Source organism: Pseudomonas sp. 2848 (genome assembly GCF_003253945.1).
Lineage (GTDB): Bacteria > Pseudomonadota > Gammaproteobacteria > Pseudomonadales > Pseudomonadaceae > Aquipseudomonas.
In genome coordinates this window covers 803,410-828,497 of the sequence record NZ_QKZD01000001.1, presented here as the reverse complement: position 1 = coordinate 828,497, position 25,088 = coordinate 803,410, and the positions used below count along the sequence as shown (strand labels likewise).

General features: G+C 64.0%; 27 protein-coding genes and 1 pseudogene. 12 read left to right on the top strand and 16 right to left on the bottom strand.

Annotated features, from left to right (window positions below; translation table 11 throughout):
- Positions 1-2: 2 nt before the first annotated feature.
- Positions 3-533 carry a hypothetical protein gene (locus DFS21_RS03870; RefSeq protein ID WP_102684198.1) on the bottom strand — a complete coding sequence of 177 codons (531 nt, stop codon included), beginning with the start codon at positions 531-533 and terminating at the stop codon, positions 3-5.
- Between the two features lie 60 nt (positions 534-593).
- Positions 594-1,115, bottom strand: a complete 522-nt coding sequence (locus tag DFS21_RS03865) for an ankyrin repeat domain-containing protein (protein WP_111531877.1) — start codon at positions 1,113-1,115, stop codon at positions 594-596.
- A 268-nt stretch (positions 1,116-1,383) separates the two neighbouring features.
- Between DFS21_RS03865 and DFS21_RS03860 the strand changes: the two genes are divergently transcribed.
- Complete coding sequence (locus DFS21_RS03860) at positions 1,384-1,656, top strand: DUF3509 domain-containing protein (RefSeq protein ID WP_046856587.1); 273 nt, start codon at positions 1,384-1,386, stop codon at positions 1,654-1,656.
- 74 nt (positions 1,657-1,730) lie between these two features.
- On the opposite strand, the gene DFS21_RS03855 is transcribed toward DFS21_RS03860, so the two are convergent.
- From DFS21_RS03855 to aroC, 3 genes are all read right to left on the bottom strand, one after another.
- The gene (locus tag DFS21_RS03855; RefSeq protein WP_111531876.1) at positions 1,731-2,267 is read right to left on the bottom strand and encodes an oxidase; all 537 of its coding nucleotides are present in this window, start codon (positions 2,265-2,267) and stop codon (positions 1,731-1,733) included.
- Positions 2,267-3,421: an MFS transporter gene (locus DFS21_RS03850; protein WP_111531875.1), complete on the bottom strand. Its 1,155-nt coding sequence runs from the start codon at positions 3,419-3,421 to the stop codon at positions 2,267-2,269. The genes DFS21_RS03855 and DFS21_RS03850 overlap by 1 nt, the downstream gene beginning before the upstream one ends.
- 101 nt (positions 3,422-3,522) lie before the next feature.
- Positions 3,523-4,614 carry a chorismate synthase gene (gene aroC / locus DFS21_RS03845; RefSeq protein ID WP_110698114.1) on the bottom strand — a complete coding sequence of 364 codons (1,092 nt, stop codon included), beginning with the start codon at positions 4,612-4,614 and terminating at the stop codon, positions 3,523-3,525.
- A 127-nt stretch (positions 4,615-4,741) separates the two neighbouring features.
- On the opposite strand from aroC, the gene DFS21_RS03840 reads away from it, so the two are divergent.
- Entirely contained in the window at positions 4,742-5,701 is a 960-nt protein-coding gene (locus DFS21_RS03840; protein ID WP_110698112.1) for an alpha/beta hydrolase, read from the top strand.
- 103 nt (positions 5,702-5,804) lie between these two features.
- Complete coding sequence (locus DFS21_RS03835; protein ID WP_110698109.1) at positions 5,805-6,587, top strand: hypothetical protein; 783 nt, start codon at positions 5,805-5,807, stop codon at positions 6,585-6,587.
- Positions 6,588-6,654: 67 nt separating this feature from the next.
- On the opposite strand, the gene prmB is transcribed toward DFS21_RS03835, so the two are convergent.
- A complete protein-coding gene (gene prmB / locus DFS21_RS03830; protein WP_110698108.1) occupies positions 6,655-7,563 on the bottom strand; it encodes a 50S ribosomal protein L3 N(5)-glutamine methyltransferase in 909 nt (302 codons plus the stop codon).
- A 179-nt stretch (positions 7,564-7,742) separates the two neighbouring features.
- On the opposite strand from prmB, the gene DFS21_RS03825 reads away from it, so the two are divergent.
- The 5 genes from DFS21_RS03825 (at position 7,743) to DFS21_RS03805 (ending at position 10,420) form a co-directional block, all read left to right on the top strand.
- A complete protein-coding gene (locus DFS21_RS03825) occupies positions 7,743-8,333 on the top strand; it encodes a cysteine hydrolase family protein (RefSeq protein WP_031315653.1) in 591 nt (196 codons plus the stop codon).
- 88 nt (positions 8,334-8,421) lie between these two features.
- Complete coding sequence (locus tag DFS21_RS03820; RefSeq protein ID WP_110698106.1) at positions 8,422-8,742, top strand: hypothetical protein; 321 nt, start codon at positions 8,422-8,424, stop codon at positions 8,740-8,742.
- A 72-nt stretch (positions 8,743-8,814) separates the two neighbouring features.
- Positions 8,815-9,375, top strand: coding sequence for a Smr/MutS family protein (locus DFS21_RS03815; protein WP_023631547.1), 561 nt, complete (start codon positions 8,815-8,817; stop codon positions 9,373-9,375).
- A gap of 69 nt (positions 9,376-9,444) precedes the next feature.
- Complete coding sequence (gene folE, locus DFS21_RS03810; protein ID WP_023631546.1) at positions 9,445-9,990, top strand: GTP cyclohydrolase I FolE; 546 nt, start codon at positions 9,445-9,447, stop codon at positions 9,988-9,990.
- 58 nt (positions 9,991-10,048) lie between these two features.
- Entirely contained in the window at positions 10,049-10,420 is a 372-nt protein-coding gene (locus DFS21_RS03805) for a glutathione S-transferase N-terminal domain-containing protein (protein WP_110698103.1), read from the top strand.
- Positions 10,421-10,514: 94 nt separating this feature from the next.
- Here DFS21_RS03805 and DFS21_RS03800 read toward each other — a convergent pair whose 3' ends face one another.
- On the bottom strand, positions 10,515-11,117 hold the full coding sequence (locus DFS21_RS03800) for a glutathione S-transferase family protein (protein WP_111531874.1): 603 nt from the start codon (positions 11,115-11,117) through the stop codon (positions 10,515-10,517).
- A 144-nt stretch (positions 11,118-11,261) separates the two neighbouring features.
- Between DFS21_RS03800 and DFS21_RS03795 the strand changes: the two genes are divergently transcribed.
- Entirely contained in the window at positions 11,262-12,452 is a 1,191-nt protein-coding gene (locus tag DFS21_RS03795) for a benzoate/H(+) symporter BenE family transporter (RefSeq protein WP_111531873.1), read from the top strand.
- Between the two features lie 15 nt (positions 12,453-12,467).
- Here the strand turns inward: DFS21_RS03795 and DFS21_RS27200 are convergent, their stop codons facing one another.
- The 3 genes and pseudogenes from DFS21_RS27200 to DFS21_RS03785 form a co-directional block, all read right to left on the bottom strand.
- Entirely contained in the window at positions 12,468-13,331 is an 864-nt protein-coding gene (locus DFS21_RS27200) for a methyl-accepting chemotaxis protein (RefSeq protein WP_371926762.1), read from the bottom strand.
- Positions 13,326-13,553, bottom strand: a pseudogene (locus tag DFS21_RS27195) (HAMP domain-containing protein); the annotation flags it as partial. The gene DFS21_RS27200 and the pseudogene DFS21_RS27195, both read right to left, overlap by 6 nt.
- 969 nt (positions 13,554-14,522) lie before the next feature.
- Positions 14,523-15,920 carry a PLP-dependent aminotransferase family protein gene (locus DFS21_RS03785; RefSeq protein ID WP_111531872.1) on the bottom strand — a complete coding sequence of 466 codons (1,398 nt, stop codon included), beginning with the start codon at positions 15,918-15,920 and terminating at the stop codon, positions 14,523-14,525.
- Between the two features lie 117 nt (positions 15,921-16,037).
- On the opposite strand from DFS21_RS03785, the gene DFS21_RS03780 reads away from it, so the two are divergent.
- Positions 16,038-17,219 (top strand): MFS transporter, encoded by a 1,182-nt coding sequence (locus DFS21_RS03780; protein WP_111531871.1) that lies wholly within the window; start codon positions 16,038-16,040, stop codon positions 17,217-17,219.
- On the opposite strand, the gene DFS21_RS03775 is transcribed toward DFS21_RS03780, so the two are convergent.
- Together DFS21_RS03775 and DFS21_RS03770 are read right to left on the bottom strand one after the other, a co-directional pair.
- Positions 17,170-17,931, bottom strand: coding sequence for an SDR family oxidoreductase (locus tag DFS21_RS03775; RefSeq protein ID WP_111531870.1), 762 nt, complete (start codon positions 17,929-17,931; stop codon positions 17,170-17,172). The genes DFS21_RS03780 and DFS21_RS03775 overlap by 50 nt on opposite strands.
- A gap of 133 nt (positions 17,932-18,064) precedes the next feature.
- Positions 18,065-19,162, bottom strand: a complete 1,098-nt coding sequence (locus DFS21_RS03770) for an acyltransferase (RefSeq protein WP_111531869.1) — start codon at positions 19,160-19,162, stop codon at positions 18,065-18,067.
- A 425-nt stretch (positions 19,163-19,587) separates the two neighbouring features.
- Between DFS21_RS03770 and DFS21_RS03765 the strand changes: the two genes are divergently transcribed.
- Complete coding sequence (locus DFS21_RS03765; RefSeq protein ID WP_111531868.1) at positions 19,588-20,589, top strand: NADP-dependent oxidoreductase; 1,002 nt, start codon at positions 19,588-19,590, stop codon at positions 20,587-20,589.
- A 109-nt stretch (positions 20,590-20,698) separates the two neighbouring features.
- Here DFS21_RS03765 and pyrF read toward each other — a convergent pair whose 3' ends face one another.
- Positions 20,699-21,400, bottom strand: a complete 702-nt coding sequence (gene pyrF, locus DFS21_RS03760) for an orotidine-5'-phosphate decarboxylase (RefSeq protein ID WP_069017485.1) — start codon at positions 21,398-21,400, stop codon at positions 20,699-20,701.
- A gap of 182 nt (positions 21,401-21,582) precedes the next feature.
- Between pyrF and DFS21_RS03755 the strand changes: the two genes are divergently transcribed.
- A complete protein-coding gene (locus DFS21_RS03755) occupies positions 21,583-21,750 on the top strand; it encodes a DUF2897 family protein (protein ID WP_111531867.1) in 168 nt (55 codons plus the stop codon).
- Between the two features lie 79 nt (positions 21,751-21,829).
- Here the strand turns inward: DFS21_RS03755 and DFS21_RS03750 are convergent, their stop codons facing one another.
- From DFS21_RS03750 to DFS21_RS03740, 3 genes are all read right to left on the bottom strand, one after another.
- Positions 21,830-22,150 carry a ComEA family DNA-binding protein gene (locus DFS21_RS03750; protein WP_111531866.1) on the bottom strand — a complete coding sequence of 107 codons (321 nt, stop codon included), beginning with the start codon at positions 22,148-22,150 and terminating at the stop codon, positions 21,830-21,832.
- Between the two features lie 167 nt (positions 22,151-22,317).
- Entirely contained in the window at positions 22,318-24,111 is a 1,794-nt protein-coding gene (locus tag DFS21_RS03745; RefSeq protein ID WP_111531865.1) for a hypothetical protein, read from the bottom strand.
- A gap of 89 nt (positions 24,112-24,200) precedes the next feature.
- Positions 24,201-25,010, bottom strand: coding sequence for a glycosyltransferase family 2 protein (locus tag DFS21_RS03740; protein ID WP_111531864.1), 810 nt, complete (start codon positions 25,008-25,010; stop codon positions 24,201-24,203).
- Positions 25,011-25,088 lie beyond the last annotated feature (78 nt).

Genomic DNA, 25,088 nt, shown 5'->3' with positions numbered 1-25,088 from the left:
GCTCAGATGTGCACTGCCACCTTCAGCGCTTCCAGCGCCGGCTCCACCTTGATACCAACGGCCTCGCCCAGCTCCAGCACACGGGCCAGGTCGTGCTGCCCGACCATGATCATCTGCAGCTCATCGTCGAGCAATTGGCTGAAGTTCAGCAGCACGTAGCCACCGGCTTCCTTGTTCAGCGCGCCCATCTGCACCTGGATGCGGTTGAGCGCAGTCAGCGCCTCGGTGCGCGCCAGCTGCTTCGGTTTGAGGGTGAACGGCACGCTCTTGTCGAACGAGTCGCTGATCTGCTGGAACAGGTCCTGGTAGCTGTCGGCCTGGAACAGCACGGTATCGGGCAGACTGCCGACCACCACCCATTCACCCAGCGGGAACGGGAAGCTGTCGTCGTAGTTGATGTCCGGATTGGCGGCGAGGAAGGCGGCGGGGTCGGCGTAGGCCTCGGCGGCCTCGGCGGCGATGCGCTCGATGTCCTCATCGCGCATGCAACCGGCGCCGATGAGGCTGATGAATTCGAGCAACTGGTCTTTCATGGGGGGGCCTGCGGGTTGGCGTGAAAAGCGCCAAGGATAGCCGCAAAAGCCCCCGGGCAGTTAGCCGGCCAATGCTTCGAGACGTGCCGCGCTATCCACCGCACCCATGGTGCGGGCTGCCATCAGCGCAGTGGCACCGGCGGCATCGCGGTGCGCGGGGTCGGCACCCTGGGCCAATAGATAGTCGATGATCTCCAGGCGGTTGAACATCGCCGCCAGCATCAATGCGCTACGGCCGTCCGCGGCAGCGGCATCCACCGGTACGCCGTGTTCCAGCAACAGGCGGATCATCGTCAGGTCGCCCTTGAAGGCGGCGCCGGCGATGGGCAACTGGCCGTTGTCATTGGCGATCAGCGGGTCGGCACCATGGGCCAGCAGCACCTGCACGGCGTCATGGTGACCGTGGTAGCTGGCCAGCATCAGCAAGGTGTCGCCCTTGTGGTTGCGCAGGTTGGCGGGCAGGCCGTTATCGAGCAGGCGGCCGAGCATTGTCGCGTCGCCGCGGCGGGCGCGCTCGAAGACCTCTTCGGCGAAGGCCGCGGTTTCTTCAGTGGTCATGGTGGCGGGCTGGTGATCGGACATCGGGAACCTCCTGGCATCTGGCAATGGGCCAAGTTTCCATCAGGCAGCAGCGACAGGTCCAAGGTTCAGATTCTATCGGCGGCAGAGAGCCAGGCTATGACCGTGCAAAATGCACTGTGCAAAATGCACGGGCGTGCAGAATGCAATACAGGCACCTGCAAAAACAAATATAACTTATTGATTTAGAAGGATTTTATTTTAATCCCAGGCTGGCACGGTCACTGCAACCATCAACTCAAGTCTGCCAGTACAACAGTCAGGAGTTGATATGGACCTCATCCAGCAAAAATTCGCCTCGCTCTTCGCCGCCTACCAGGTTGCCACCCAGCCGCGCCCCGACGGCGGCGTGCTGCTCACCCTGCGCGCCAGCGACGGCGTGGTGACCCGCCGGGTGCTGTCCTATGCGCAACTGCACAGTGCCGAACAGCTGTCGTGGGCCATCAGCGCCATCCGCCGCGACCTTGCCGAACAAGCCAGCGAACTGCCGGTGATTTCCATGCTGCAGAGCCAGCAACGCTTCGCCCTGCCGACCTACCGCTAAGCGCGTAACCTGTTCGCGGGGCAGCTTCTGCTCACCCTTGGAGGGTGTGAGCAGAAGCTGCCCCGCGAGTTCATTCAGAGTTCATCGAAACCAGCAAATTGCCGCGCCATGGCATCCCCGGTGAAGCGTGGCTGCACACCCTGCTCACTGCCGAACAGACGCAGGGCCAGGCAGAATGGGCTAGGCCCCAGGTCCAGCCAGCGGCGCGTGCCGGCCGGCACCAGCAGCACATCGTCCTTCTCGCACAGCACGGCATACACCGCGCCGCCCAGACGCAGGCTGACCTGTGCACGCCCGCTGATCATTGCGAACACTTCATCGCTGCCATGCACATGTTCATCACGCAGGTCGGCCTGGCTCAGGTCGGCGCCATCGCGGCTGAGCACGCCAAATACCACGCTGCCATGTGTGGTCATCAGTTGGTCGAGCGGCCCACGGCACGCCGCGACCACTTCATCCTGGCTGCTGCCCGGGCGCAGGCGCGCGCCGGACTGCCAGCGGCCGAAGCGCACGCCCTGCTCGGCCAGGGTCGCGGCGATGTCGTCGTGGTGGGTCAGCACCTTGTGCGGCAGGTCCGGACTGGACAGGTCGAATACGCTGAGGATGCTCATCAGGGGTGGTTCCTGCTTTCTTTGAGTCGGAAGGCAATGATAACGGCTGCCGCGAGCGCCGCGACGCTGGCCATACCAAAGGTGAAGTGTGGGCCCAGCAGTTTCCAGCTGTAGCCCGAGTACAGGGCACCCAAGGCACCGCCGGTACCTGACAGCGCCGCATACAATGCCTGGCCCTGACCCTGCTGGCGAGCGCCGAAGCTGGCCTGAACAAAAGCGATGGCCGCTGCATGGAAACAGCCGAAGGTGGCCGCATGCAATACCTGGGCGAACACCAGAACCGCCGGGATTTCGGCCAGGTTGCCCAGCAACAGCCAGCGCAGCGCGGCCAGCAGGAAGCTGGCCAGTAGTACCTTGCGCACCGAACAGCGGGCAAAGATCCGGCTCATGACCAAGAACACCAACACTTCAGCCACCACGCCAAGCGCCCACAACAAGCCGATGGCGCCGCGGCTGTAGCCCAGGTGCTCCAGGTGCAGGGTAAGGAAGGTGTAGTACGGGCCGTGGCTGAGCTGCATGAGGGCCACGCACACATAGAAGGCCAGGACCCCAGGCGCCCGCACTTGCCTGAGAAAGCCCCCTGCCCCGCGCTGCTCGGCCTGCTCGACGGGTTGCGCATTGGGCACCCAGAGGCTGGCAACGACGATACCGGCCATGATCGCCACCAGCGCCAGCGGGTAGATGTCCAGGCTCAGCCATTCGAACAGGCGCCCTAGCCCCACAACCGCGAGGATGAAGCCGATCGAGCCCCATAGCCGTACCTGGCTGTAACGTGAAGTCTGGCCGTGCAGGTGGGCCAGGGTGATCACTTCGAACTGGGGCAGTACCGCGTGCCAGAAGAAGGCGTGCAACGCCATGACCAGCGCCAGCCAGGCGTAGCTCTTGCCGAAGAAGATCAGCGAGAAGGTCGCCAGGGTCGACAGCGCGCCCAGGCGCACGATCAGCAGGCGCTGGCTGCTGCGGTCACCGAGCCAGCCCCACAGGTTGGGGGCCACGCAGCGCATGAGCATGGGGATGGCCACCAGTTCGCCGATGCGCGCCGGGGAGAAGCCCAGGTGGTCGAAGTACAGGGCCAGGAACGGCGCGGTGGAGCCGAGCAGGGCGAAGTAGAAGAGGTAGAAGCTGGAGAGGCGCCAGTAGGGGATCGGAGGCATTGGGAAGTCCGTTCAGAGGCTTCCGGCCCTATCGCGGGGCAAGCCCGCTCCCACGCTGGAATTCGTGGGAGCGGGCTTGCCCCGCGATAGGGCCGGGACTGTCAGAGCTGGCCCAGCACCGGGGTGTTGACCCTTACCTCGGCATTCTGCGCCCGGTGGCGCAGCAGGTGATCCATCAAGGCGATGGCCATCATCGCCTCGGCGATCGGCGTGGCGCGGATGCCGACGCAAGGATCGTGACGGCCCTTGGTGATCACCTCCACTGGGTTGCCATCGACGTCGATGGAACGGCCCGGGGTGGTGATGCTCGAGGTCGGCTTGAGCGCCAGGTGGGCGACGATCGGCTGGCCCGAGGAAATGCCGCCGAGGATGCCGCCGGCGTTGTTGCTGAGGAAGCCCTCGGGCGTCATCTCGTCACGGTGTTCGGTGCCGCGCTGGGCGACACTGGCGAAACCGGCGCCGATCTCCACACCCTTGACCGCGTTGATGCTCATCAAGGCATGGGCCAGCTCGGCATCGAGGCGGTCGAAGATCGGCTCGCCCAGGCCCGGCATCACGCCTTCGGCGACCACGGTGATCTTCGCCCCCACCGAATCCTGGTCGCGGCGCAGCTGGTCCATGTAGGCCTCAAGCTCCGGCACCTTGTCCGGATCGGGGCTGAAGAAGGCGTTCTGCTCCACCGAGTCCCAGGTCTTGAACGGGATCTCGATCGGCCCGAGCTGGCTCATGTAGCCGCGCACGCGGATGCCCTGGGTGGCCAGGTACTTCTTGGCGATGGCGCCGGCCGCCACGCGCATGGCGGTTTCGCGCGCCGAGCTGCGGCCACCGCCACGGTAGTCGCGGATGCCGTACTTGTGGTGGTAGGTGTAGTCGGCGTGGGCCGGGCGGAACAGGTCCTTGATCGACGAGTAGTCCTTGGACTTCTGGTCGGTGTTGCGAATCAGCAGGCCGATCGAGCAGCCGGTGGTACGGCCTTCGAACACGCCGGAGAGGATCTCCACTTCGTCCGGTTCCTGGCGCTGGGTGGTGTGCCGGCTGGTGCCGGGCTTGCGCCGGTCGAGGTCGTGCTGCAGGTCCGCAAGGGAGATTTCCAGGCCTGGCGGGCAGCCGTCGACAATGGCGACCAACGCCGGGCCATGGCTTTCGCCTGCGGTGGTGACAGTGAACAGCTTGCCGTAGGTATTGCCGGACATGGACGCTCCGCGAATCAGCCTGAAGTGAACGAAAGCGGCAGTATACGGAAAACCGCGTGAGTGTGGCTCGCGAACCTTCAGGATCAGCCAAGGTCGAATGATCACCTTCCCACCTAGTACCCCGCCCATGAAGTCGCGCCTCGCCGCCCTGCTCCTGCTGCTTTGTACCAGCCTCGCCCAGGCCGCCCCCACCGTGCTGCAACGCCCCATCGACCTGGACACCGGCCAGGGCGTGCTGCACGGCAGCCTGCTGCTGCCCCAGCAGGCCACGCCACCCCCGGTGGTGCTGATCATCGCCGGCTCCGGCCCTACCGACCGCGATGGCAACAACCCAGCCTCAGGACGCCTCGACAACCTCAAGCGCCTGGCCTTGCTGCTGGCAGGCGAACACATTGCCAGCGTGCGCTTCGACAAGCGCGGCGTGGCCGCCAGCCAGCCGGCCACCCCCGATGAACGTGACCTCAGCGTCGAGCGCTATGTCGCCGACGTGGTGGCCTGGGGCCGCGCACTCAAACAGGACCCACGCTTCGGCCCGCTGATCCTGGTCGGCCACAGCGAAGGCGCACTGATCGCCAGCCTCGCCGCGGAGCAGGCCGGCGCCAGCGCGGTGATCACCCTGGCCGGCAGCGGTAGGCCGGTGGCCGACGTGCTGCGCGAGCAACTGGCCCAGCGCCTGCCGCCGGCGCAATTGCCCGCTGGCGTGGCGCTGATCGACCGGTTGCAGGCCGGACAGACCAGCCTCGACGTTCCCGCGCCGCTGCGCCAGGTGTTCCGCCCCAGCGTGCAGCCGTACCTGATCACCTTGCTGCACCAAGACCCGGCGGCGGCCTTCGCCCGGCTCAAGGTGCCGGCGCTGATCGTCCAGGGGCGCAACGACATCCAGGTAGAGGTGGCCGATGCCGAGCGCCTCAAGGCAGCCAAACCCGACGCGCAACTGGCGTTGATCGACGGCATGAACCACGTGCTGCGCATCAGCCCCCGGGACATGAGCCAGCAGCGTGACAGCTACCGCAACCCCGAGCTGCCGCTGGCGCGTGAGCTGGGCGAGCGCATCGTCCTGTTCATCCAAGGGTTGCCGCAGGCCTGAGACCTGCCCTCAGGTATTGCCCAGGCCTGCCGATAACGCGGCTGAGAAGGCAGTGATCCGCGGCCCACGCGCCCGGCCGCCGTGCACCTGAGGAAAACCCCTGATGACCGATGCCCCCGCCGCCGAGGCGACCGAAGAACAAGCGCCGGAAAGCGCCCCGCAGCCCTGGGCGGACCTTGCCGCCGAGCACTTCCAGCTGCTGCGCCTGGCGCCGATGCCGACCGACCGCAACAGCGGCGCCCGCCCGCTGCGCTTCGTCCAGTTCGGCTACGCCGAGCGCCACGACAAGGCCCACAGCCTGCTGCGCATGGAAATCCGTCTGCCTGGGCAGAAGGTGCGCAAAGAACAGAACCAGCTGGACATCCGTGTCGACCACGAAACGCGCACGGTGCGCATCGGCGACCCGGCCGGCCTGCAGCTCGAGCCCCTCAACCGTGGTGTTGGCCGCTACCTGCTGGCGCAGGCGGTGCAATGGCTGCAGCACCGCTGCTCGCACTACCAGATCGAAGGCATGAGCCTGCCGAACAAGGACGCCCTGAACGAAGACACCCGTCTGCGCCGCGACCATGTGCTGCGCAGCGTCGGCCTGGAGGTGGAATACACCGATGGGCAGTTGCTCAAGGGGCGCCTGGTGGAAACGCCGGTGGGCCAGCTCAAGGGCGGCTGGAACACCGAGAAGGTGCAGCGCGTGGACAACCTCGAGGCGGCCGGCATGCTGCAACAGGCCGAGCAGAACCTGATGGAGAAGGAAGCGCAACTGCGCGAGCGTGACGAACGCGTGGCCAAGTACCGCCGCGAAGACAGCGGGCTGCGCTTTACCATCACCTGCCTGGTGGCGTTCGCTGTGTTCCAGGCCGGTTTGCTGATCTGGATCGCCACCCGCTGATAAGGCCATCGCGGGGCAAGTCCGCTCCCACAGAGATTGCATTCATCCTGTGGGAACGGGCGCGCAGTCAGACCCGCGCCTTGAACAGCTCCTGATGCTGCCGGCACTGCTCGGCCGTCAGCATGAACACCCCGTGCCCACCGCGCTCGAACTCCAGCCAGGCGAAGTCCACCTCGGGATAGAGCGACTCGACGTGCACCTGGCTGTTGCCCACCTCGACAATCATCAGGCCCTTGTCGGTCAGGTGGTCGGCAGCCTCGGCCAGCATCCGCCGCACCAGGTCCAGGCCATCGTTGCCGCAGGCCAGGCCCAGTTCGGGCTCGTGGTGATACTCGGCCGGCATGTCGCCGAAGTCCTCGGCATCGACATACGGCGGGTTGGACAGGATCAGGTCGAAGCGCTGCCCCGGCAGCCCGGCGAAGCCATCGCCCTGCACGGTGTACACACGCTCCTCCAGGCCATGGCGTTCGATGTTCTGGTTGGCCACCGCCAGCGCGTCGAACGACAGGTCGGCCAGTACCACCTCGGCGCCCTGGAACACATCGGCGGCCACGATGCCGATGCAGCCGGAGCCGGTGCACAGGTCGAGGATGCGCGCAGGCTCGGCGGCCAGCCAAGGCTCGAAGCGCTTCTCGATCAGCTCGCCGATGGGCGAGCGCGGTACCAGCACGCGTTCGTCGACGATGAACGACATGCCGCAGAACCAAGCCTCACCCAGCAGGTAGGCGGTCGGCACGCGTTCTTCGATGCGACGCTTGAGCAAGTGCTGCAGGCGTACCCGCTCATCATCCTCGAGTGCGCAGTCCAGATAGCTGTCGGCCACCTCCCAGGGCAGGTGCACCGCGCCGAGCACCAGCAGGCGGGCCTCGTCCCAGGCATTGTCGGCGCCGTGGCCAAAGAACAGTTCATGCTCATGGAAGCGGCTGACCGCCCAGCGGATATGGTCGCGCAGGGTGCGCAGGCGGGATGTGATCACGGGGTACTCCTTTTCAGACAGGACAAAAGTCTAACAGCCCACACCGCACAAATGTTCCCTCCGATGGCCGAATGGATAGCCACAAGCCAGTAACCATGCCGCCTGCACTGTCAACCATTCACATTGGCGCCAAGGCAAGGGAGAATAGGTACACAAAAGCCCTACCCAAGGAGCCCTTGATGTCCGTTCCAACCACGATGTTCCGCCTCACTGGCCGCGACTACCCGCCGGCCAAGCTGAGCCAAGCCAGCCTGATCGTCATCGATGCGCAGAAGGAGTACCTGAGCGGTCCGCTGGCGCTGTCGGGCATGGACGAGGCCGTGGCGAACATTGCCAGGTTGCTCGACGCCGCCCGCAAGGCTGGCCGCCCGATCATCCATGTCCGCCACCTCGGCACCGTTGGCGGTCGCTTCGACCCGCAGGGCCCGGCCGGCGAGTTCATTCCCGGGCTGGAGCCGCGCGAAGGCGAGGTGGTGATCGAGAAGCGCATGCCCAACGCCTTCAAGAACACCAAGCTGCACGAGACCCTGCAGGCCTTCGGCCCGCTGGACCTGATCGTCTGCGGTTTCATGAGCCATTCCAGCGTCAGCACCACCGTGCGCCGTGCCAAGGACTATGGTTATCGCTGCACCCTGGTCGAAGATGCGTCGGCGACCCGTGACCTGGCCCTGAAGGACACCGTGATCCCCGCCGCGCAGATCCACCAGTGCGAGATGGCCGTGATGGCCGACAACTTCGCCTGTGTCGCCCCCACCACCAGCCTGGTCTGAACCACGACCGCCCGGCGGACGGGCGGAACCCCAAGGTGACCCGCAGGTCGAAATCCGGATCAGCACCACCCGATCCTGAGGAATTCGAATGAAGCTCAAAGGCAGTTTCGATGCGAAGCGCCTGCGCCAGCGCGAGCCGAGCAACTGGGGCGCGCGTATCGCCGCGGCACTCTCGGTGCTGCTGGCCACCCTGGGCATCCTGCTGGCCATGGCCGGCTTCGCCGGCTTGCTGGGCAACTACGCCGCCCTGGCCGAACTCAATGCCAACCGGCCATTGTCGGCGGTCCTGACCATTGTCGGCCTGACCCTGCTGTACTTCGGCGTGCGCCTGTGGCGGCGCAGCCGTATCCGCCTGCGCCGCGGGCGCGAACTGAACCTGTCGCCGCACCTGATGAAGAAGCACGACTGACGCGCCGAGCACGGGGCCAGGCTTGCCCCGCGATGACAGTCGCGTAAACTACGCCGCCCACGTGGAGGCACCATGCAAGACGACGACTTTTCCCTCTTCCGCAGCCAAGTGCAGGGCGTCAAGCCAATCAAGCACGATCGCGCCGAAGTCGGCAAACCCAAGGCCGACCGCAAGCAGCTGGCAGGCCTGCGCCAGGCGGCGACCATCCGCAGCGACCAGACGCTGGTGATCGACGGCCTGTCCGACCAGTTCGTCATCGATGTCGGCGCCGAGGATGAGCTGATGTGGCGGCGTGACGGCGTGCAGGAAACCCAGCTGCGCAAGCTCAAGCTCGGCCAGATCGCCTTCGAGGGCAGCCTTGACCTGCACGGCATGAGCGTCGAGAAGGCCCGCGAGACGCTGTGGGCCTTCATCGCCGAAGCGACCAAGCTGGAAGTGCGCTGCGTGCGGGTCACCCACGGCAAGGCCGCGCGCCTGGACGGCAAGCGCCCGATGATCAAGAGCCACGTCAACACCTGGCTGCGCCAGCACCCGCAGGTGCTCGGTTTCACCTCGTGCCAGGCCCGCCACGGCGGCACCGGCGCGGTCTACGTGATGCTCAAGCGAACCATGCTCGAAGGCCGCGACGAGTGACATCGCGCTTGCAGCGCCGCCGTCGCCGCCGTACCCTTCGTCTTTGCGAAATTTTCCACAGGTAGATCCATGTCCCTGGAACAGAACTACACCGCGATCCTCAGCCAGATCGGCGAGGATGTCTCCCGCGAAGGCCTGCTCGACACGCCCAAGCGGGCAGCGAAGGCCATGAAGTACCTTTGCCGCGGTTATGAGCAAACCCTGGAAGAAGTGACCAACGGCGCGTTGTTCACCTCCGACAACAGCGAAATGGTGCTGGTCCGGGATATCGAGCTGTATTCGATGTGCGAACACCACATGCTGCCGTTCATCGGCAAGGCCCACGTGGCCTACCTGCCCAAGGGCAAGGTGCTGGGCCTGTCGAAGGTGGCGCGGATCGTCGACATGTACGCCCGCCGCCTGCAGATCCAGGAAAACCTCAGCCGCCAGATCGCCGAGGCCGTGCAGCAGGTGACCGGCGCCGCAGGCGTGGCGGTGGTGATCGAGGCCAAGCACATGTGCATGATGATGCGCGGTGTCGAAAAGCAGAACTCGACCATGCTCACCTCGGTGATGCTCGGCGAGTTCCGCGAGAACGCCGCCACACGCAGCGAGTTCCTCAGCCTGATCAAGTGATCGGCCAGTGTTCCGAGCCGACCCTCTGGGGTCGGCTTTTTCATTTCAGGAGTTGCCCATGATCGTCAAAGCCCTGCGGGTCGGCCTCGGCCAGCTTATCGTGTTCGGCGACTGGATCAGCCGTCCGGCGAAAAAGAAGCGCGATGCCGCGGCCCAGGCCCAGGTCGAACAGCAGGCCAAGGGCCTTGCGCTGTACCAGTTCCATGCCTGCCCCTTCTGCGTGAAGACCCGCCGCGCCCTGCACCGCCTCAATGTGCCGGTGGCGCTGCGCGATGCGAAGAATGATACGCAGCACCGCCAGGCGCTGCTTGAAGGCGGTGGCCGGGTGAAAGTGCCGTGCCTGCGGATCGAGGAACAAGGCGAGGTGACCTGGATGTACGAGTCCAAGGACATCATTGCCTACCTGGACAAGCGTTTCGCGGCGGTCTGACAGATCGCCATCGCGGGGCAAGCCCGCTCCCACGCAAGCCAGAACCCATGGGGCGGGTCTGCGTGGGAGCGGGCTTGCCCCGCGATAAGGCCGGTCAATCCACCATCGGCACATGCCGAGGATGACTGGCCACCCGCGCCAACCAGGCCTGCACCGCCGGATAAGCCGCTAGGTCGAAGCCGCCCTGGTGCGCCACATGGGTATAGGCGTACAACGCCACGTCGGCGATCGAGTACTGCTCCCCGACCAGGTAAGGCGTCATTTCCAGCTGCTTGTTCATCACCTTGAGCGCCTTGTAGCCGCCCTTGTGCAGCCCCCTGTACTCCTCCAGTCGCTCTTGCGGCAGCCCCAGGTAGAACTGGATGAACCGCGCCACGGCAATGTACGGCTCATGGCTGTACTGTTCGAAGAACTGCCATTGCAGCACCTGGGTGCGCAACCGTGGCTCGCTGGGCAGGAACTCGCTGCCATCGGCCAGGTAGTTGAGAATCGCGTTGGACTCCCACAGGCAGGTGCCGTCCTCGAGCTTGAGCACCGGCACCTTGCCGTTGGGGTTCATGGCCAGGAACTCGGGGGTTTGCGTCTCACCCTTGAGAATGTCCACCGGGTGCCACTCATACGGGCGGTCGAGCAGGCTCAGCATCAGCTTGACCTTGTAGCAGTTGCCCGACTGGTAATCCCCATACACCTTGTACATCGCCCCTCCCCTCTCACGCAGTTGCGTAGTAATGCCTCATAGTTGGCGACTGTACGGCTAAATGCAATGCCTGCTGTATGGCAAGGATCACGCCATGGCACGGTAGCCTGAAAAAACTGCTTACACCTGCACAAGGAATTCCCTATGACCGATGCCACCTCAGCGCGCCTGCGGCCGCTGGCGGACAGCTCGCCGTCGGCGATCGTCGCCGGCTTTATCGCCATGCTCACCGGCTACACCAGCTCGCTGGTGCTGATGTTCCAGGCCGGCCAGGCGGCCGGTCTTACCAGCGCACAGATTTCCTCATGGATCTGGGCCCTGTCGATCGGCATGGCAGTGTGCAGCATCGGCCTGTCGCTGCGCTACCGCACGCCGATCACCGTGGCCTGGTCGACGCCCGGCGCGGCGCTGCTGATCACCAGCCTCGGCGGGGTGAGCTACGGCGAAGCGATCGGCGCCTACATCACCTGCGCCGTGCTGGTGCTGATCTGCGGCCTGACCGGCAGCTTCGAACGCCTGGTACGGCGCATTCCCGCCTCCCTGGCATCGGCCCTGCTGGCCGGTATCCTGTTCAAGATCGGCAGCGAGATCTTCGTTGCCGCCCAGCACCGCACGGTGCTGGTGCTGGGCATGTTCTTCAGCTACCTGCTGGTCAAGCGCCTGTCGCCGCGTTATTGCGTGCTGGCCGCGCTGCTGATCGGCACCGCGCTGTCCGGCGCCCTGGGGCTGCTGGACTTCAGCGGCTTCCAGCTGGAAGTCGCAACCCCGGTGTGGACCACGCCGAGCTTCTCGCTGGCGGCGACCATCAGCATCGGCATCCCGCTGTTCGTGGTGGCCATGACCTCGCAGAACATGCCAGGCGTCGCTGTGCTGCGCGCCGACGGTTACCCGGTGCCGGCTTCGCCGCTGATCTCGGCCACCGGCTTCGCTTCGCTGCTGCTGGCGCCGTTCGGCTCCCACGGGATCAACCTGGCGGCGATCAGCGCGGCGATCTGCACCGGGCCACATGCCCATGAAGACCCGGCCAAGCGCTACACGGCGGCGGTCTGGTGCGGGATCTTCTACGGTATCGCCGGCACCTTCGGCGCCACACTGGCGGCGCTGTTCGGCGCCCTGCCCAAGGAGCTGGTGCTGTCGATCGCGGCGTTGGCGCTGTTCGGTTCGATCATGAACGGCTTGAGCGTGGCCATGGGCGAGGTGCGCGAGCGCGAAGCGGCCCTGATCACCTTCATGGTCACAGCCTCGGGCTTCACCCTGTTCTCGATCGGCTCGGCGTTCTGGGGGATCGTGGCGGGGGTGCTGACCTTGCTCATACTCAGCCCGCGCAAAGACTGAGACAAGCACAGGCATTCACAAGCGGAAATGCCCCACCATTCCCTTCAGGTCATTGCCCAGTTGCGCCAGCTCTACGCTTGAACGGGCATTGTCCTCCATCGCCAGTGCCGCCTGGTCGGCGCTGCCGCGAATCTGCGTGACGCTGCGGCTGATCTCCTCGGCCACCGAGCTCTGCTGCTCGGCCGCCGCGGCGATCTGCTGGTTCATCTGCTGGATCAGCGACACCGCCGCCGCGATGCTGCCCAGGGCGCTCTCGGTCTGCAGCGTGTCGGCCACCGCCAGGCGCACCAGCTCGGTGCTGCCGCGGATCTGCATCACCGACTGCTGGGCATTGCCGCGCAAGCTGGCAACGAGGCGCTCGATCTCCTCGGTGGATTGCCGGGTACGCCGGGCCAGGGCACGTACCTCGTCAGCCACCACCGCGAACCCGCGCCCCTGCTCCCCGGCACGCGCCGCCTCGATCGCGGCATTGAGCGCCAGCAGATTGGTCTGCTCGGCCACGCTCTTGATCACCTCAAGCACGTCACCGATGGTATGGATCTCGGCGCTGAGGCTGTCGATGCCACTGCTGGCGGTTTCAGCGGCCAGCGCCAGTTGCTCGATGCGCTGCATGCTCTGACGCACCACCTGCTGCCCTGACCCGACCTTGTCGTCGGCAGCCTGGGCCGCCTGGGCTGCCTGCTCGGCGTTGCGCGCCACATCGTGCACGGTCGCGGTCATCTGCTGCATGGCGGTGGCCACCTGCTCGGTCTCGTCCTTCTGGCTACCGACTTCGCGGTTGGTCTGCTCGGTAACCGCCGACAAGGCCTGGGCGCTACCGGCCAACTGGTCGATACCCTGCTGCAAGCCACTGACGATGCCGGACAAGCCTTCGGCCATCTGCTGCATGGCCTGCAACAGCTGGCCGACCTCGTCGGCACGCGGCGGCTCGGCCTCGATGCCCAGTTCGCCTGCGGCAATGCGCCGGGCCCGGCTGATCACCCGCTTGAGCGGCGCGACCACGGCGCGGGTGATCAGCCAGGCCGCCAGCACGCCTACCAGCAGTGCCAGCGCCGTGGCCGCAGTAATGGCGACGGCGTTGCGTGCCAGTTCGGCCTGCATGGCCTGCTCCTGATCGGCATACACCTGGTCGACGCGCGCGGTGACCTGCTCGGCACGCGCCTGCAACTGATCCTTGATACCCCGCTCCTGGCCCAGCAGGTCGGTGTACTCGTTGAGCTTTTCGGAGAAACTGCCGATATGCCCGGCCACTTCGCCCAGCACGCTCTGGTAGCCAGCGTCGGCGACCGAAACCTTGAGCTGGTCGACCAGGGTCGCCGCTTCGACGGTCTGGGCGATGCGGCCCTCGGCGCTGGCTTCACCGCCCTTGCGGCTCTGGTCCAGGCGCACCCGGGCCTCGTCCATGGCCTGCAGCATCAGCCGCGACACCTGCGCCACCTGCCCGGCCTGTTCCAGGAACTCACCACCCTGCTGCCCCTGGGACTGCTTGAGGGTATAGGTGCCATCATCGGCCAGGCCGGCCTGCAGCACATCGAGGTTGTTGGCCACACTCGATACCGACCAGCTGGCCATGTCCAGGGCCAGCTCCTTGGCCTGCACCGCCTGGACGAACTGGTCGAAAGCTTGCCCATAGGCATTCAGATCGGCCTCGGTCGAGGCCAGTGCTGGCACGGCCCGGGCCCGCTCCACCAGCCCCTGCAGCCCCGTGCGCAGGGCATCGGCCTCCTTGATGTCCGAGCGCAGGGCGAAGGCCTGTTCGTGCTGGCGCAGCTTCAACAGGTCGGTATTGAACTGAGCCATCTGCCGCAGCCCATCGAAGCGCTGGCCGACATTGGCCAGGGCGTACACACCGATGGCAGCCACCACCAGAGTGAGCAGCAACACCAGGGCGAAGCCCAGGCCGAGCTTGCGTGCCATGCCCAGATTGGCCAGTACACCGTGCTTGGTCGCAGCCATCACCAATCCCCTCGCCTTGTCGGACTTTACCGACAGCAAGAGTGACAATGGCGCCGACTCCGTCACAAGAGCCAGACGCGCCAACGGTGTCATTTAGCTATGAGCCTGTCGCTTTCAGACCGCCGGAGGTCGCCCCGCATGCCGAAAGAACGCCTCGGCCCGAGAATCCTGCCCATAGGCGACATTGATGCGCAGCCAGTCACTGGCCCGGCCGTGCGGATCGAAGGCGCTGCCCGGGGTGAGCAACACGGCATGCTCCAGCGCCCGCCGCTCGAGCTCGGCAAAGTCGCGCCCGGGCACCCGGGCCCAGACGAACATGCCGCCGACCGGCTCGCAGAACACCTCCCAGCCGCAGGCCTCCAGCTGCCGCAACGTCCTGGCCCGGTGCTGGCCCAGGCGCAACCGCAGACGCTGCACGCTCTTGCGATAGCCGCCATTGGCGAGCATCTGCCCGACCACCTGCTCGGCGAAGCGCGAGGTGCCGATGCCCGCGACCATCTTCAGCTCGGCCAGACGCGCCACCAAGGGCGGATCGGCCACCACATAGCCGACCCGCAGCGAACTGCTGAGGGTCTTGGAGAAGCTGCCCAGGTAGATCACCCGTTGCTCACTGTCGAGGGTAGCCAGCCGCGTCGCCGGTCCGTCCTGGAAGTCGGCATAGAGATCATCCTCGACAATCCGCAAGTCATGCCCACGGGCCAGCTCCAGCAGGCGATAGGCGACCTTGGGCGTCAGGCTGGTGCCAGTCGGGTTCTGGTACAGGCTGTTGATGAACAGACAGCGCGGTCGGTGTTCGGCGAGCAACTGCTCGAGCACGGCCAGGTCTGGACCACTGGCAGTGCGCGGCACCTCGAGCATGCGCACGCCGTGCAGGCGCAGCAGGTTGTAAAGGTTGTAGTAACCGGGCCGTTCCACCAGCACCGTGTCGCCCGGCGCCAGCAAGGTCCGCACCAGCAGGTCGAGGGCATGGCTGGCACCCTGGGTGGTGACGATCCGCTCAGGTTCCGCGGCGATATCCAGCCGCGCCAGCCCTTTGTGCAGTTGCAAGCGCAGGCTCGCCAGCCCCTGGGGCGGGCAGTAGTCAAACAGCGCCTCGGGCGCGCCACGGCTGACCTGGCGGATGGCCTGGGCCAGTTCAGCCTCGGCTCGCCAGGCCACAGGCAGCCAGCCGCAGCCGAGCTTGAGCAGTTGCTCATGCCCTTCGCGAAACTGCCGCCAACTGCCGTCGATCGCCTCGCCCCACGGCTCGCCGGGGTCGGGGCGCAGGCCTGGCTTGCGCTCGGCGACGAAAAAGCCTGCGCCATGCCGCGCCTCCAGCCAGCCATTTGCCGCCAGGCGGTCGTAGGCCTCGATCACGCACGACGCGCTGACCGCCTGGGCCTTGGCCAGCGCGCGGATCGACGGCAGGCGAGCTCCGGGACGCAGGCGCTGCTGTTCGATCCAGGCCTGCAGGTGGTCGGTCAGTTGCTGGACCAACGGGGTGGGGAGTTTGCGGTCAAGATTGAAGTGCATGGCAAGTGTTCGGAGATTTCAGACAAACAGTTAAGCACAAAAAGCGGCAGAGTGTGCCTTGGCGAACAGCCGCCCTAGATTGGATGCTGGGCGCTATCAATCTTGCGGATATCCCCCATGCCCACTCGCCACGCCCCGGCCCTGCTGGCCTTCGCCCTGTGCCTGATCACCCTTGCCGTCAATCTCCAGGCCCCGCTGTACATCACCTACGCCGATCTCTCCGGGCAAGGCGCCGCAGCGACCGCCGTGGCTTTCTCCGGGTACGTGCTCGGCGTATTGCCAGTGCTGCTGGCCCTCGGCGGCCTGGCCGATCGGGTCGGGCGACGCCCGTTGATCCTGGTCGCACTCGCCCTGTCGATGATCGCCACCTTGATCATGCTGCTGTCCCCCAGCCTGGCCTCCCTGGGCGTGGCGCGCTTGTTCCTGGGCCTGGGCACCGGCTTGGCGTCGGCCACGGCCACCGCGTACATGAGCGAGCTGATGCGGCCCGGCGAAAGTGACCGCGCCGCGACCTGGGTTACCGCCAGCACCTCCCTGGGCTTTGGCCTTGGCGCGGCGCTGACCAGCCTGTTTTTGCTGCGCGGGCCGACACTCACCCCTGGCAGCTTCCATCTGCAACTGGCGCTCGCCACCTTTGCCCTCGCGCTGGTCTGGCGCCTGCCAGACCCACGCCCGACGCAACGCAGCGCCATGCTGCGCCTGCCGTACTATCCCAGCGGCAGCCTGGCCTATGGCCTGGCGATCCTGCTGGCCTGGGCCTGTGTCGGGCTGGTCATCGCCCTGCTGCCGGGGATCCTGCGCCAGCACGGCCTGAGCACCTGGTCGGGGTTCTCGACCTTCTGCGTGATCAGTTGCGGCCTGCTGTTCCAGCCGCTGGCCCGGCGCATGGCCAGTGCCCGGGCGACCTTGCTCGGACTGCTGATCCTGCCGTGCAGCTACGCGCTGCTGGCCTGGGGCGCTGACAGTGGCAACCTGCCGGGCGTTTTGATGGGCGCCGTGGCCGCCAGCAGCGCCTGCTATGGCTTTATCTACCTGGGCGGGTTGGCGGCGGTGAATCAGTTGGCCGGCCAGGAAAAAACCCGGGCCAGTGCCGGGTTCTTCCTGCTGGCCTACCTGGGGTTCAGCCTGCCGGTGATCTTCACCGGGCTGCTCAGTGACCGGCTGGGGTCGCGGCTGGCCTTGATCGTGTTTGGGGGTGTGTTGCTGCTGGGCTGCGCGGCGGTGGCACTGGCGCTGTGGCTGGCCTCGGTCAGATCGCCAGCGCGCCACCGTCGACCGTCAGGCTGTGCCCCGTCGTGAACGCCGCGCCATCGCTGCACAGGTACAACACCGCGCTGGCGATCTCCTCCACCTTGCCGATGCGCCCGACCGGGTGCATCGCCGCGGCGAACTCGGCCTTGCGCGGGTCGGCCTCGTAGGCGCGACGGAACATGTCGGTATCGATCACCGCCGGGCACACCGCATTTACCCTGATACCTTTCTTCGCGTACTCGATGGCCGCCGACTTGGTCAAGCCGATCACCGCATGCTTGGACGCCGCATAGATGCTCATCTTCGGCGCCGCCGACAGGCCGGCCACCGAGGCAGTGTTGACGATGGCGCCGCCGCCCTGTGCCAGCAGCAGGGGCAGCTGGTACTTCATGCACAGCCAGACGCCCTTGACGTTGACACCCATGATCGCGTCGAACTCCGCCTCGCTGCCCTCGGCCAATCGCCCCTTCTCGATTTCGATGCCGGCATTGTTGAAGGCGTAGTCGAGCCGGCCATAGGCCTGGATGACCTGCTCATGCAGCTGGCGTACGTTGCGCTCCTGAGTCACGTCGCAGGCCACGAACACCGCCTCGCCGCCTGCCTGGCGGATCAGCGCCACCGTGGCCTCGCCGCCGACCGCGTCGCGGTCGGCGACCACTACCTTGAGGCCTTCGGCGGCGAAGGCCTGGGACGTCGCCCGGCCTATACCCGCCGCGCCACCGGTGACCAGAGCAACCTGGCCGGAGAAAATCATGCTCATCACTGGCTCCTGAAAAGGCTGGAAAGACGCGGCTGAGTCTAGTCAGCACAGCGTCCGGGTGGGCAGCATCATCAGGGGAGCGGTTGGACGGTCATCGTTGCCGGTGATTATGTCGAGCGCCCCGGCACAGGTTTCAGGACAAGGCCACGGCTTTTGTGGCGCGCACCTTCATTCGCTCAGTGATGGCATCACGCAAGCTCATGAAAGGTCGCTCGATCAACATGTAGGGCACGTAAGCCAAAACCAGCATGGCAATCATCGTCAGCAGATACAGCATGATGCCCTTGCCTTGGGACAGCTCTCGGAGCACCGCGCCAAGGAACAGCAAGTGCCAGATATAAACGCTGTAGCTGACCGTGCTGACATAACCGACTAGGGCTTCGATGTTCTTCGGCAGGCGGATTTCAGCCATGTAGAACGCCGCTACGATGAACGCGGCGGAAACACCTGTGACCGTGAACGAAACCGTCAGGTACCAGGTAGGTAGCGGCAGCGGAGCCGCCAGGCCGAACGCCTTCCAGTTGACCCGGATGAGCTCGAATGCCAAGAACACACCTGCCAGCAGATAGACCTTGTTCTTGCTGTCGAACAAGCGCTTGCGCCATACCTCGCTCGCCATCAGGTAGGCCAGCAGCACGCCGATTGCAATCGAGTCGAAGCGGAAGGTGTTGCCGCGGTAGTCCCCACCCCGGTACAGCCCCGTATATTGCCCAATGCGATAGGCCAACGGCACGGCGATGAAGAGCAAGGTCACCTGAAGCAATACCGGCCTCTTGCGGATGAACGTCAGCGCCATCAAGGCCACCGGGAAGCACAGGTAGAACCATTCCTCGACGGCCAGTGACCAGGCTACAGGAAGTACTTGCGAAGAGTTGGTCAACGGCACCTGCAGGAAGACTAGGTAACTGATATGGAACCAGTCGTATTTGATCCAGACATACAACAAGGCGGCGAAGTAGACCGGGAGCGTTCGCATCCAGCGGCGAAACCAGAACCGCCCCAACGAACCGAGGGTCAGTCCTTTGTCATATTCGCGAATGAGGATGGTGCCGATCAGAAAGCCAGACAATACAAAGAACAGTTCAACGCCGTACCAACCACCAAAGGTCAATGACATCCAGTCATCCGGCACCTTGAGCGTCTGTCGCAAATGGCTGATCAACACCATCATGATCGCCGCCGCGCGGACCACATCGAGCCCGATCATGCGTTTACTTGAGAAATCCGACATTCACATCGCCTTGTAAAGTTACTTGAAGCTGAACGCTGCGGATGCCTGGACGCCAGTGGGTCCACGGCAGGCTCGGCCCTGCCTGGGATATGGCGCACGGGCACTGGCCAAGGTTCAGCATCGGTTACATCGGAAAACAGGAGAGGCGGCCCAACGTCATCCATTTGGACCATGCGGCCTACTTATCAGGCCAAAAATGCGCCGGCGCATTCTACAGAGCGCAAAGCACCAGGAACAATGGCCAATTACAATCTCCGCCGCCCGAATGACTGCTCGCCAACCGTAACAGCAGGGCTATTCTTGGCAATCTTCATATGGGTTATCAACCAGGCGCATCCTTTGTCATTCAGCAGAGTTTCGTGGCTTGCAGTCTGGTAGACGCCCCCGTATCAACAACGCTTCCCAGAATTGCAGCGAGAGCTACCATGAACCAGCCCAACCGCCGTTTCCTGCTTACCAAACGCCCGATCGGCGCCGTGCGCCGCGACGACTTCACCTATGAGCAAACTACTGCCGAGGAGCCCGGTGAGGGCCAGGTTCTGGTGAAAAACCTCTACCTATCGCTAGACCCGGCCATGCGCGGCTGGATGAACGAGGGCAAGTCGTATATCCCGCCCGTCGGCCTGGGTCAGGTGATGCGTGCACTTGGTGTTGGCGAAGTGATCAGTTCCAGGCACCACGACTACAAACCCGGTGATTATGTCAGTGGCGCCCTCGGCGTGCAGGACTTCTTCACCGGCGAACCTCAGGGCCTGCACAAGATAGACCCGCGCCTGGCCCCCCTGCCGCGCTACCTGTCGGCACTTGGCATGACCGGCATGACCGCCTACTTCGCCCTGCTCGATGTCGGCCAGCCCAAAGCCGGCGAAACCGTGGTGATCTCCGGCGCCGCCGGCGCGGTCGGCAGCATTGCCGGGCAGATCGCCAAGCTCAAGGGTTGCCGCGTGGTCGGCATTGCCGGTGGCGCGCAGAAGTGCCAGTACCTGCTGGATGAACTGGGCTTCGACGGGGTCATCGACTACAAGGCCGAAGACGTGCTCGCCGGGCTCAAGCGCGAATGCCCCAAAGGCGTGGATGTGTACTTCGACAACGTCGGTGGCGACATCCTCGACGCGGTGCTGTCGCGCCTGAACTTCAAGGCCCGAGTGGTGATCTGCGGCGCCATCAGCCAGTACAACAACAAAGAGGCAGTCAAGGGGCCGGCCAACTACCTGGCGCTGCTGGTCAACCGCGCGCGGATGGAAGGCTTCGTGGTGATGGACTACGTCAAGGAGTACGGCAAGGCCGCGCAGGAGATGGCCGGCTGGCTGGCCAGCGGCAAGGTGAAGAGCAAGGAGGATGTGGTGGAGGGGCTGGAAACCTTCCCCGAGACGCTGCTCAAGCTGTTCAGCGGGGAGAATTTCGGCAAGTTGGTGCTGAAGGTCTGATCATTGCGGGCTGCGCTCAGGCGCAGACAGGTTTGTGGGCTTGCCCCGCAATGGCGATTGCCTGGGCTGACACCATCGCGGGGCAAGCCCGCTCCCACAGTCCCTCGACTCAACCGCGGATTTCGGCCACCACAGCAGCCAACGCCTTGGCTGGATCCGCCGCCTGGCTAATCGGGCGGCCAATCACCAAGTAGTCGGAACCGGCGTCCAGTGCCTGACGCGGAGTCAGAATCCGACGCTGGTCATCCTGGGCACTGCCCGCCGGGCGAATACCCGGGGTCACCAGTTGCAGCGACGGGTGCGCTGCCTTCAGTGCCGGCGCTTCCAGCGCCGAGCACACCAAGCCATCCATACCGGCCTTCTGCGCCAACGCTGCCAGGCGCAGCACCTGCTCCTGCGGGTCGACATCCAGGCCGATTCCTGCCAGGTCCTCGCGCTCCATGCTGGTCAGCACGGTCACGCCTATCAGCAGCGGCTGCGGACCGCTACGCTTGGCCAGCTCTTCGCGGCACGCCGACATCATGCGCAGGCCACCGGAGCAGTGCACGTTGACCATCCACACGCCCATCTCGGCCGCAGCCTTGACCGCCATGGCAGTGGTGTTGGGGATGTCGTGGAACTTGAGGTCGAGGAACACTTCGAAACCCTTGCTGCACAGGGTTTCGACGATACCCGAGGCGCTGCTGGTGAACAGTTCCTTGCCCACCTTGACCCGGCACAGGGCGGGGTCGAGCTGGTCGGCCAGCTTCAGGGCGGCGTCACGGGTGGGGAAATCCAGGGCGACGATCAGGGGCGTCTGGCAGGCGGACATGGGCAGGGTCTCTTGGCAAGTCGTAAACGGCGCGCATTGTAAACGAAGTGGGGCGCACTTGGCTGCCGCGGGTCGCGAGATTTGGCCCACCCGCAGGCCGCTCCTATACTGGAACCAACCGCAGGCGCAGGTGCTCGAACGTCATGAGCGCCACGCTTCCCTGATCTGCAAGGAGAACCCCCATGCCTTGGTATGCCTGGTTGATATTGATCATAGCCCTCGGCTCGATCATCGGCGGGTTGATGATGCTGCGCGACACAGCGAAAAAGCTGCCCTTGACCGAGGAACAGCTGAAGAAAGTCCATGAGCGCAATGCAGAAATGGATGCCAAGGAAGCGCAGGACCGCTGAAGCGAAGGAACGCCCGATACTCCAGCATCATCCAGCGGCAAGAGGCGTTGCTACGCCTCTTGCTCGCGGCCTTATCTGCTCAGTTGCCGACGGTCAAGCGATCTCGATTGCGGTCCAGCAAGGCTTGACCTATGCCCTTGACCTCCAGCAACTCGTCTACCGAGGCGAAAGCACCATGTTCTTCGCGGTAGTCGATAATCGCCTGGGCTTTGGACTTGCCGATCCCTATCAGTGCGCTTTGCAGGCTGCCGGCGTCTGCAGTGTTCAAATCAAGTATGCTGGGAATTTCACTGACAATCGCGGCAGGCGTGGGCACCGCCGACGCCGGAGCGGCGCTCAGGGAAGATGAAGCCGCCGCAAGCAGCGGAAGCATGAAATAGGACAGTACAGTGTTACGCATGAAGGGTGCTCCTTGGTTAAGTAATCATCGACAGCTTTTCCATCGCTGCGATGAAAACCTAGACGCCCAGGAAACCTGACGCCAAGAAACACCTATGCATTTGTTTTACAAAAGAAAACCAGTGCCGATATCGTACAACTCCATCGGCACTGACCTACTCCGATTGACTATTTGCCTGGTACTAAATGGCTACTGCCCAGCGCCAGCTCATCGATGCGAATGACCTCGCAGTCGCCAGGCTTGATCAGGTCGAAACGAACCTGGGTAAGCGCCGCCGGCGAAGCCCACTCCCTGAAGCGGCTCACGTCGATGAAGTTCTTGCCTTGGCGCGCCGCGAATACGATGTTCCTCGCCGCAGAGAATCCTTCATCCTGCGTTCTCCAGAACAACTGCGCGAGCACCTGATCGGCAGGTTGAGGCGACTGGCAGTAGAAGTCGAAGGTCAAACGGCTGATGTCTGCCGCCTCGACGGGGCTGGACAGTTTGAACACGACATAAGGGTCGACGCCATTGACGCGGTATTCGTGGTCCTGGGTTGGAGCCAGATGATTGACCTGAACCGGCTCGCCGCTGACGGTAGCCACATACCCTGCCGATGCATCGAGCGAGGCAGGGCAATCAGCCTTGTCGACACGTTGTGCGGGCACCACCATTTTCCAGTTCGGTAGCGGATAAACCTGGACTTGGACATTGTCAGTCCCTGGTATCGGAGTGCTCAGGCACAGCTGCTCGGCGAAGGTAAATTCTTTCCTGATGGGCAGCTTGCTCGCGGACCATTCGAAAATGCTGCCGGGGGAACACGCATACACAAGGGTCAGCGCGGTCAGCAGCCCCATGCCCAAACGCCGCATCCATCCTTGCTGGGCCAAGTATTGTCCGGCCGACACCACGAATAGAACCAGCATCAGCAGGTTGATCCCCATGAAGTATCGGTCAGGGAATGTGATGCGGTAATTCGAGAGAAACGACGTCAGCCCCGGGCGCATGGCAATGGTCGCCACGGTGTAGGTAACCAAGGCAAACGAGAGCAAGAGGATCAACGTCCTGGCAGCTGGCGTGCGAGCCCTGACGTAGGCAGTGATCACGAACACCAGCAACAGCAGGAACAACCCGACTGCCAGAAGATTGGACAATCCGCTGTACCAGGGGAATATCAGTGGATACAGCAAAGAACGGCCAATCAAGGCTTCGATCAGGTTGGCAGCAACGAATTCAGCCGTGACGCCGCCCTTGCCTCCCATGCGTGGTAGCAGGAAGCACGTGAAAATCAACAAGGGAATCAGCAGCGAAAAGTTACGCTGCATCGCTGGCAACAGACGCCGATCACGCAAGAAATCCAGCGCCATGTAGCCAAAGCACAACGCCAGAACCACGGGGTTGGTCGCCACGCACAACACCAGCAGAACATCCAGCGCCAACAGAACCGCCAGCCCAGGGCGCTGACTGCGCCAGTAAAGCAACTGGATGGCCAGCAAGGGCATGTAGAAGCCCAACTGCAACGAACGGCCAAGAATCTCGTTTTGCGTGCCGCCCATAGGGAGCAGCAATACCCCCAGAAACGCCATGGTGCCCAGCAGCGCGCTACTGACATTACGAACTGTCAAAAAGGTTAGCGTCGCCAGAACCGACAGGAACGAGAAGGCGAAAAACGCAATTGCCTGGGGCAACCAGGCAAGCGAATTACCCGTCACCAGTTCGCTCAGCCCCGATCCCAACAACAGCACCAGTGTATTGAAGAAAACAAAGTAGTCCGTTCGGGAATGCACAAATGCACTCCACCAACCCTCGCGCAGGGCCAGAGCCGTCCATGTCCCATCTTCGGCATATATGACAGGGTTGATCAGCGTGTCTGGGTTACGCAGATACAGCAATACCACCCCAAGGGCGAACAACAGCAGCAATTGCCAGAGGCGTGTCGGTGCTCCAGCAGCGATGGTGGAAACCATGGCTTTCGATTTCATTGGTTGATCTTCATTCGAGATTATCGCGGGTGGCCCTTATCTTTGGGCCCCAGCACACAGGACTGCTCGCCGACAAGACAGCCCCAGGTTCAGGCGTTATAGCCACCAAAGCAGGCCTTGAACAAGACGCCCAGCACCGAGAGATTACCCTTGACGCTGCTGATCTTGGTCGGCACCTCCCCCTTCGGATAACGCCGAACGGTCGGTAGCTCCACACACTGGAAGCCCAACTTCGGCGCTCGATAGGACAGATAAGCCAACAGCTCGTACGTGGAGAACACATCACGGAACGGCGCCACGCGAGGGTCGAGCAGCATCTTGCGGCTATAGGCCCGGAACCCTTGCGTGGTATCGGTCCACTTGAAGCCGGAAAACAGGCTCAACATCGGTGCATGGATCAAGCGAATCGCCAGGTCACGCGACGCCGGCGTGTTTTCCGCCACACCACCGGCCAGGTAACGCGAGGCCTGGACGAAATCGACACCTTCGGACAGCGCCTTCAGAAATTGCGGAATGGCATCCGGGTCATCCTTGTCATTGCCATCGATGGTGACGATACCGTGATAGCCCTGCTCCAGTGCGAACGCATAGGCGCAACGCAATTGCGCGCTCAATTTGCCTGGGGCGGTCTTGAGCAACAGACCCGCGACACCGTTGGCCTGAAGCAAAGACGGTTCGAGCGAGCCATCGGTACTGCCACCATCGACGATGATGATATCGGCCTGATCGTCGATCCCCACTGCTTTCATGCGAGCCAGCAGATTCTGGATGCGTGCGCCTTCGTTGATAACGGGAATCACCACGCAGTAGCCATGCTTGCGACCGCTCCAGAACACAGGCTGGTAAGCAGGTACTTGCCAAGACGCCTTTACAGCAGGCGCAACTTCCATTGAACTCATCTCGTTTTCCATCTCTAGAACGCTGCGCAATCCTATCCACATGCGTTCTTGTGAACATTTAAAGGTCTATCGCTCTCA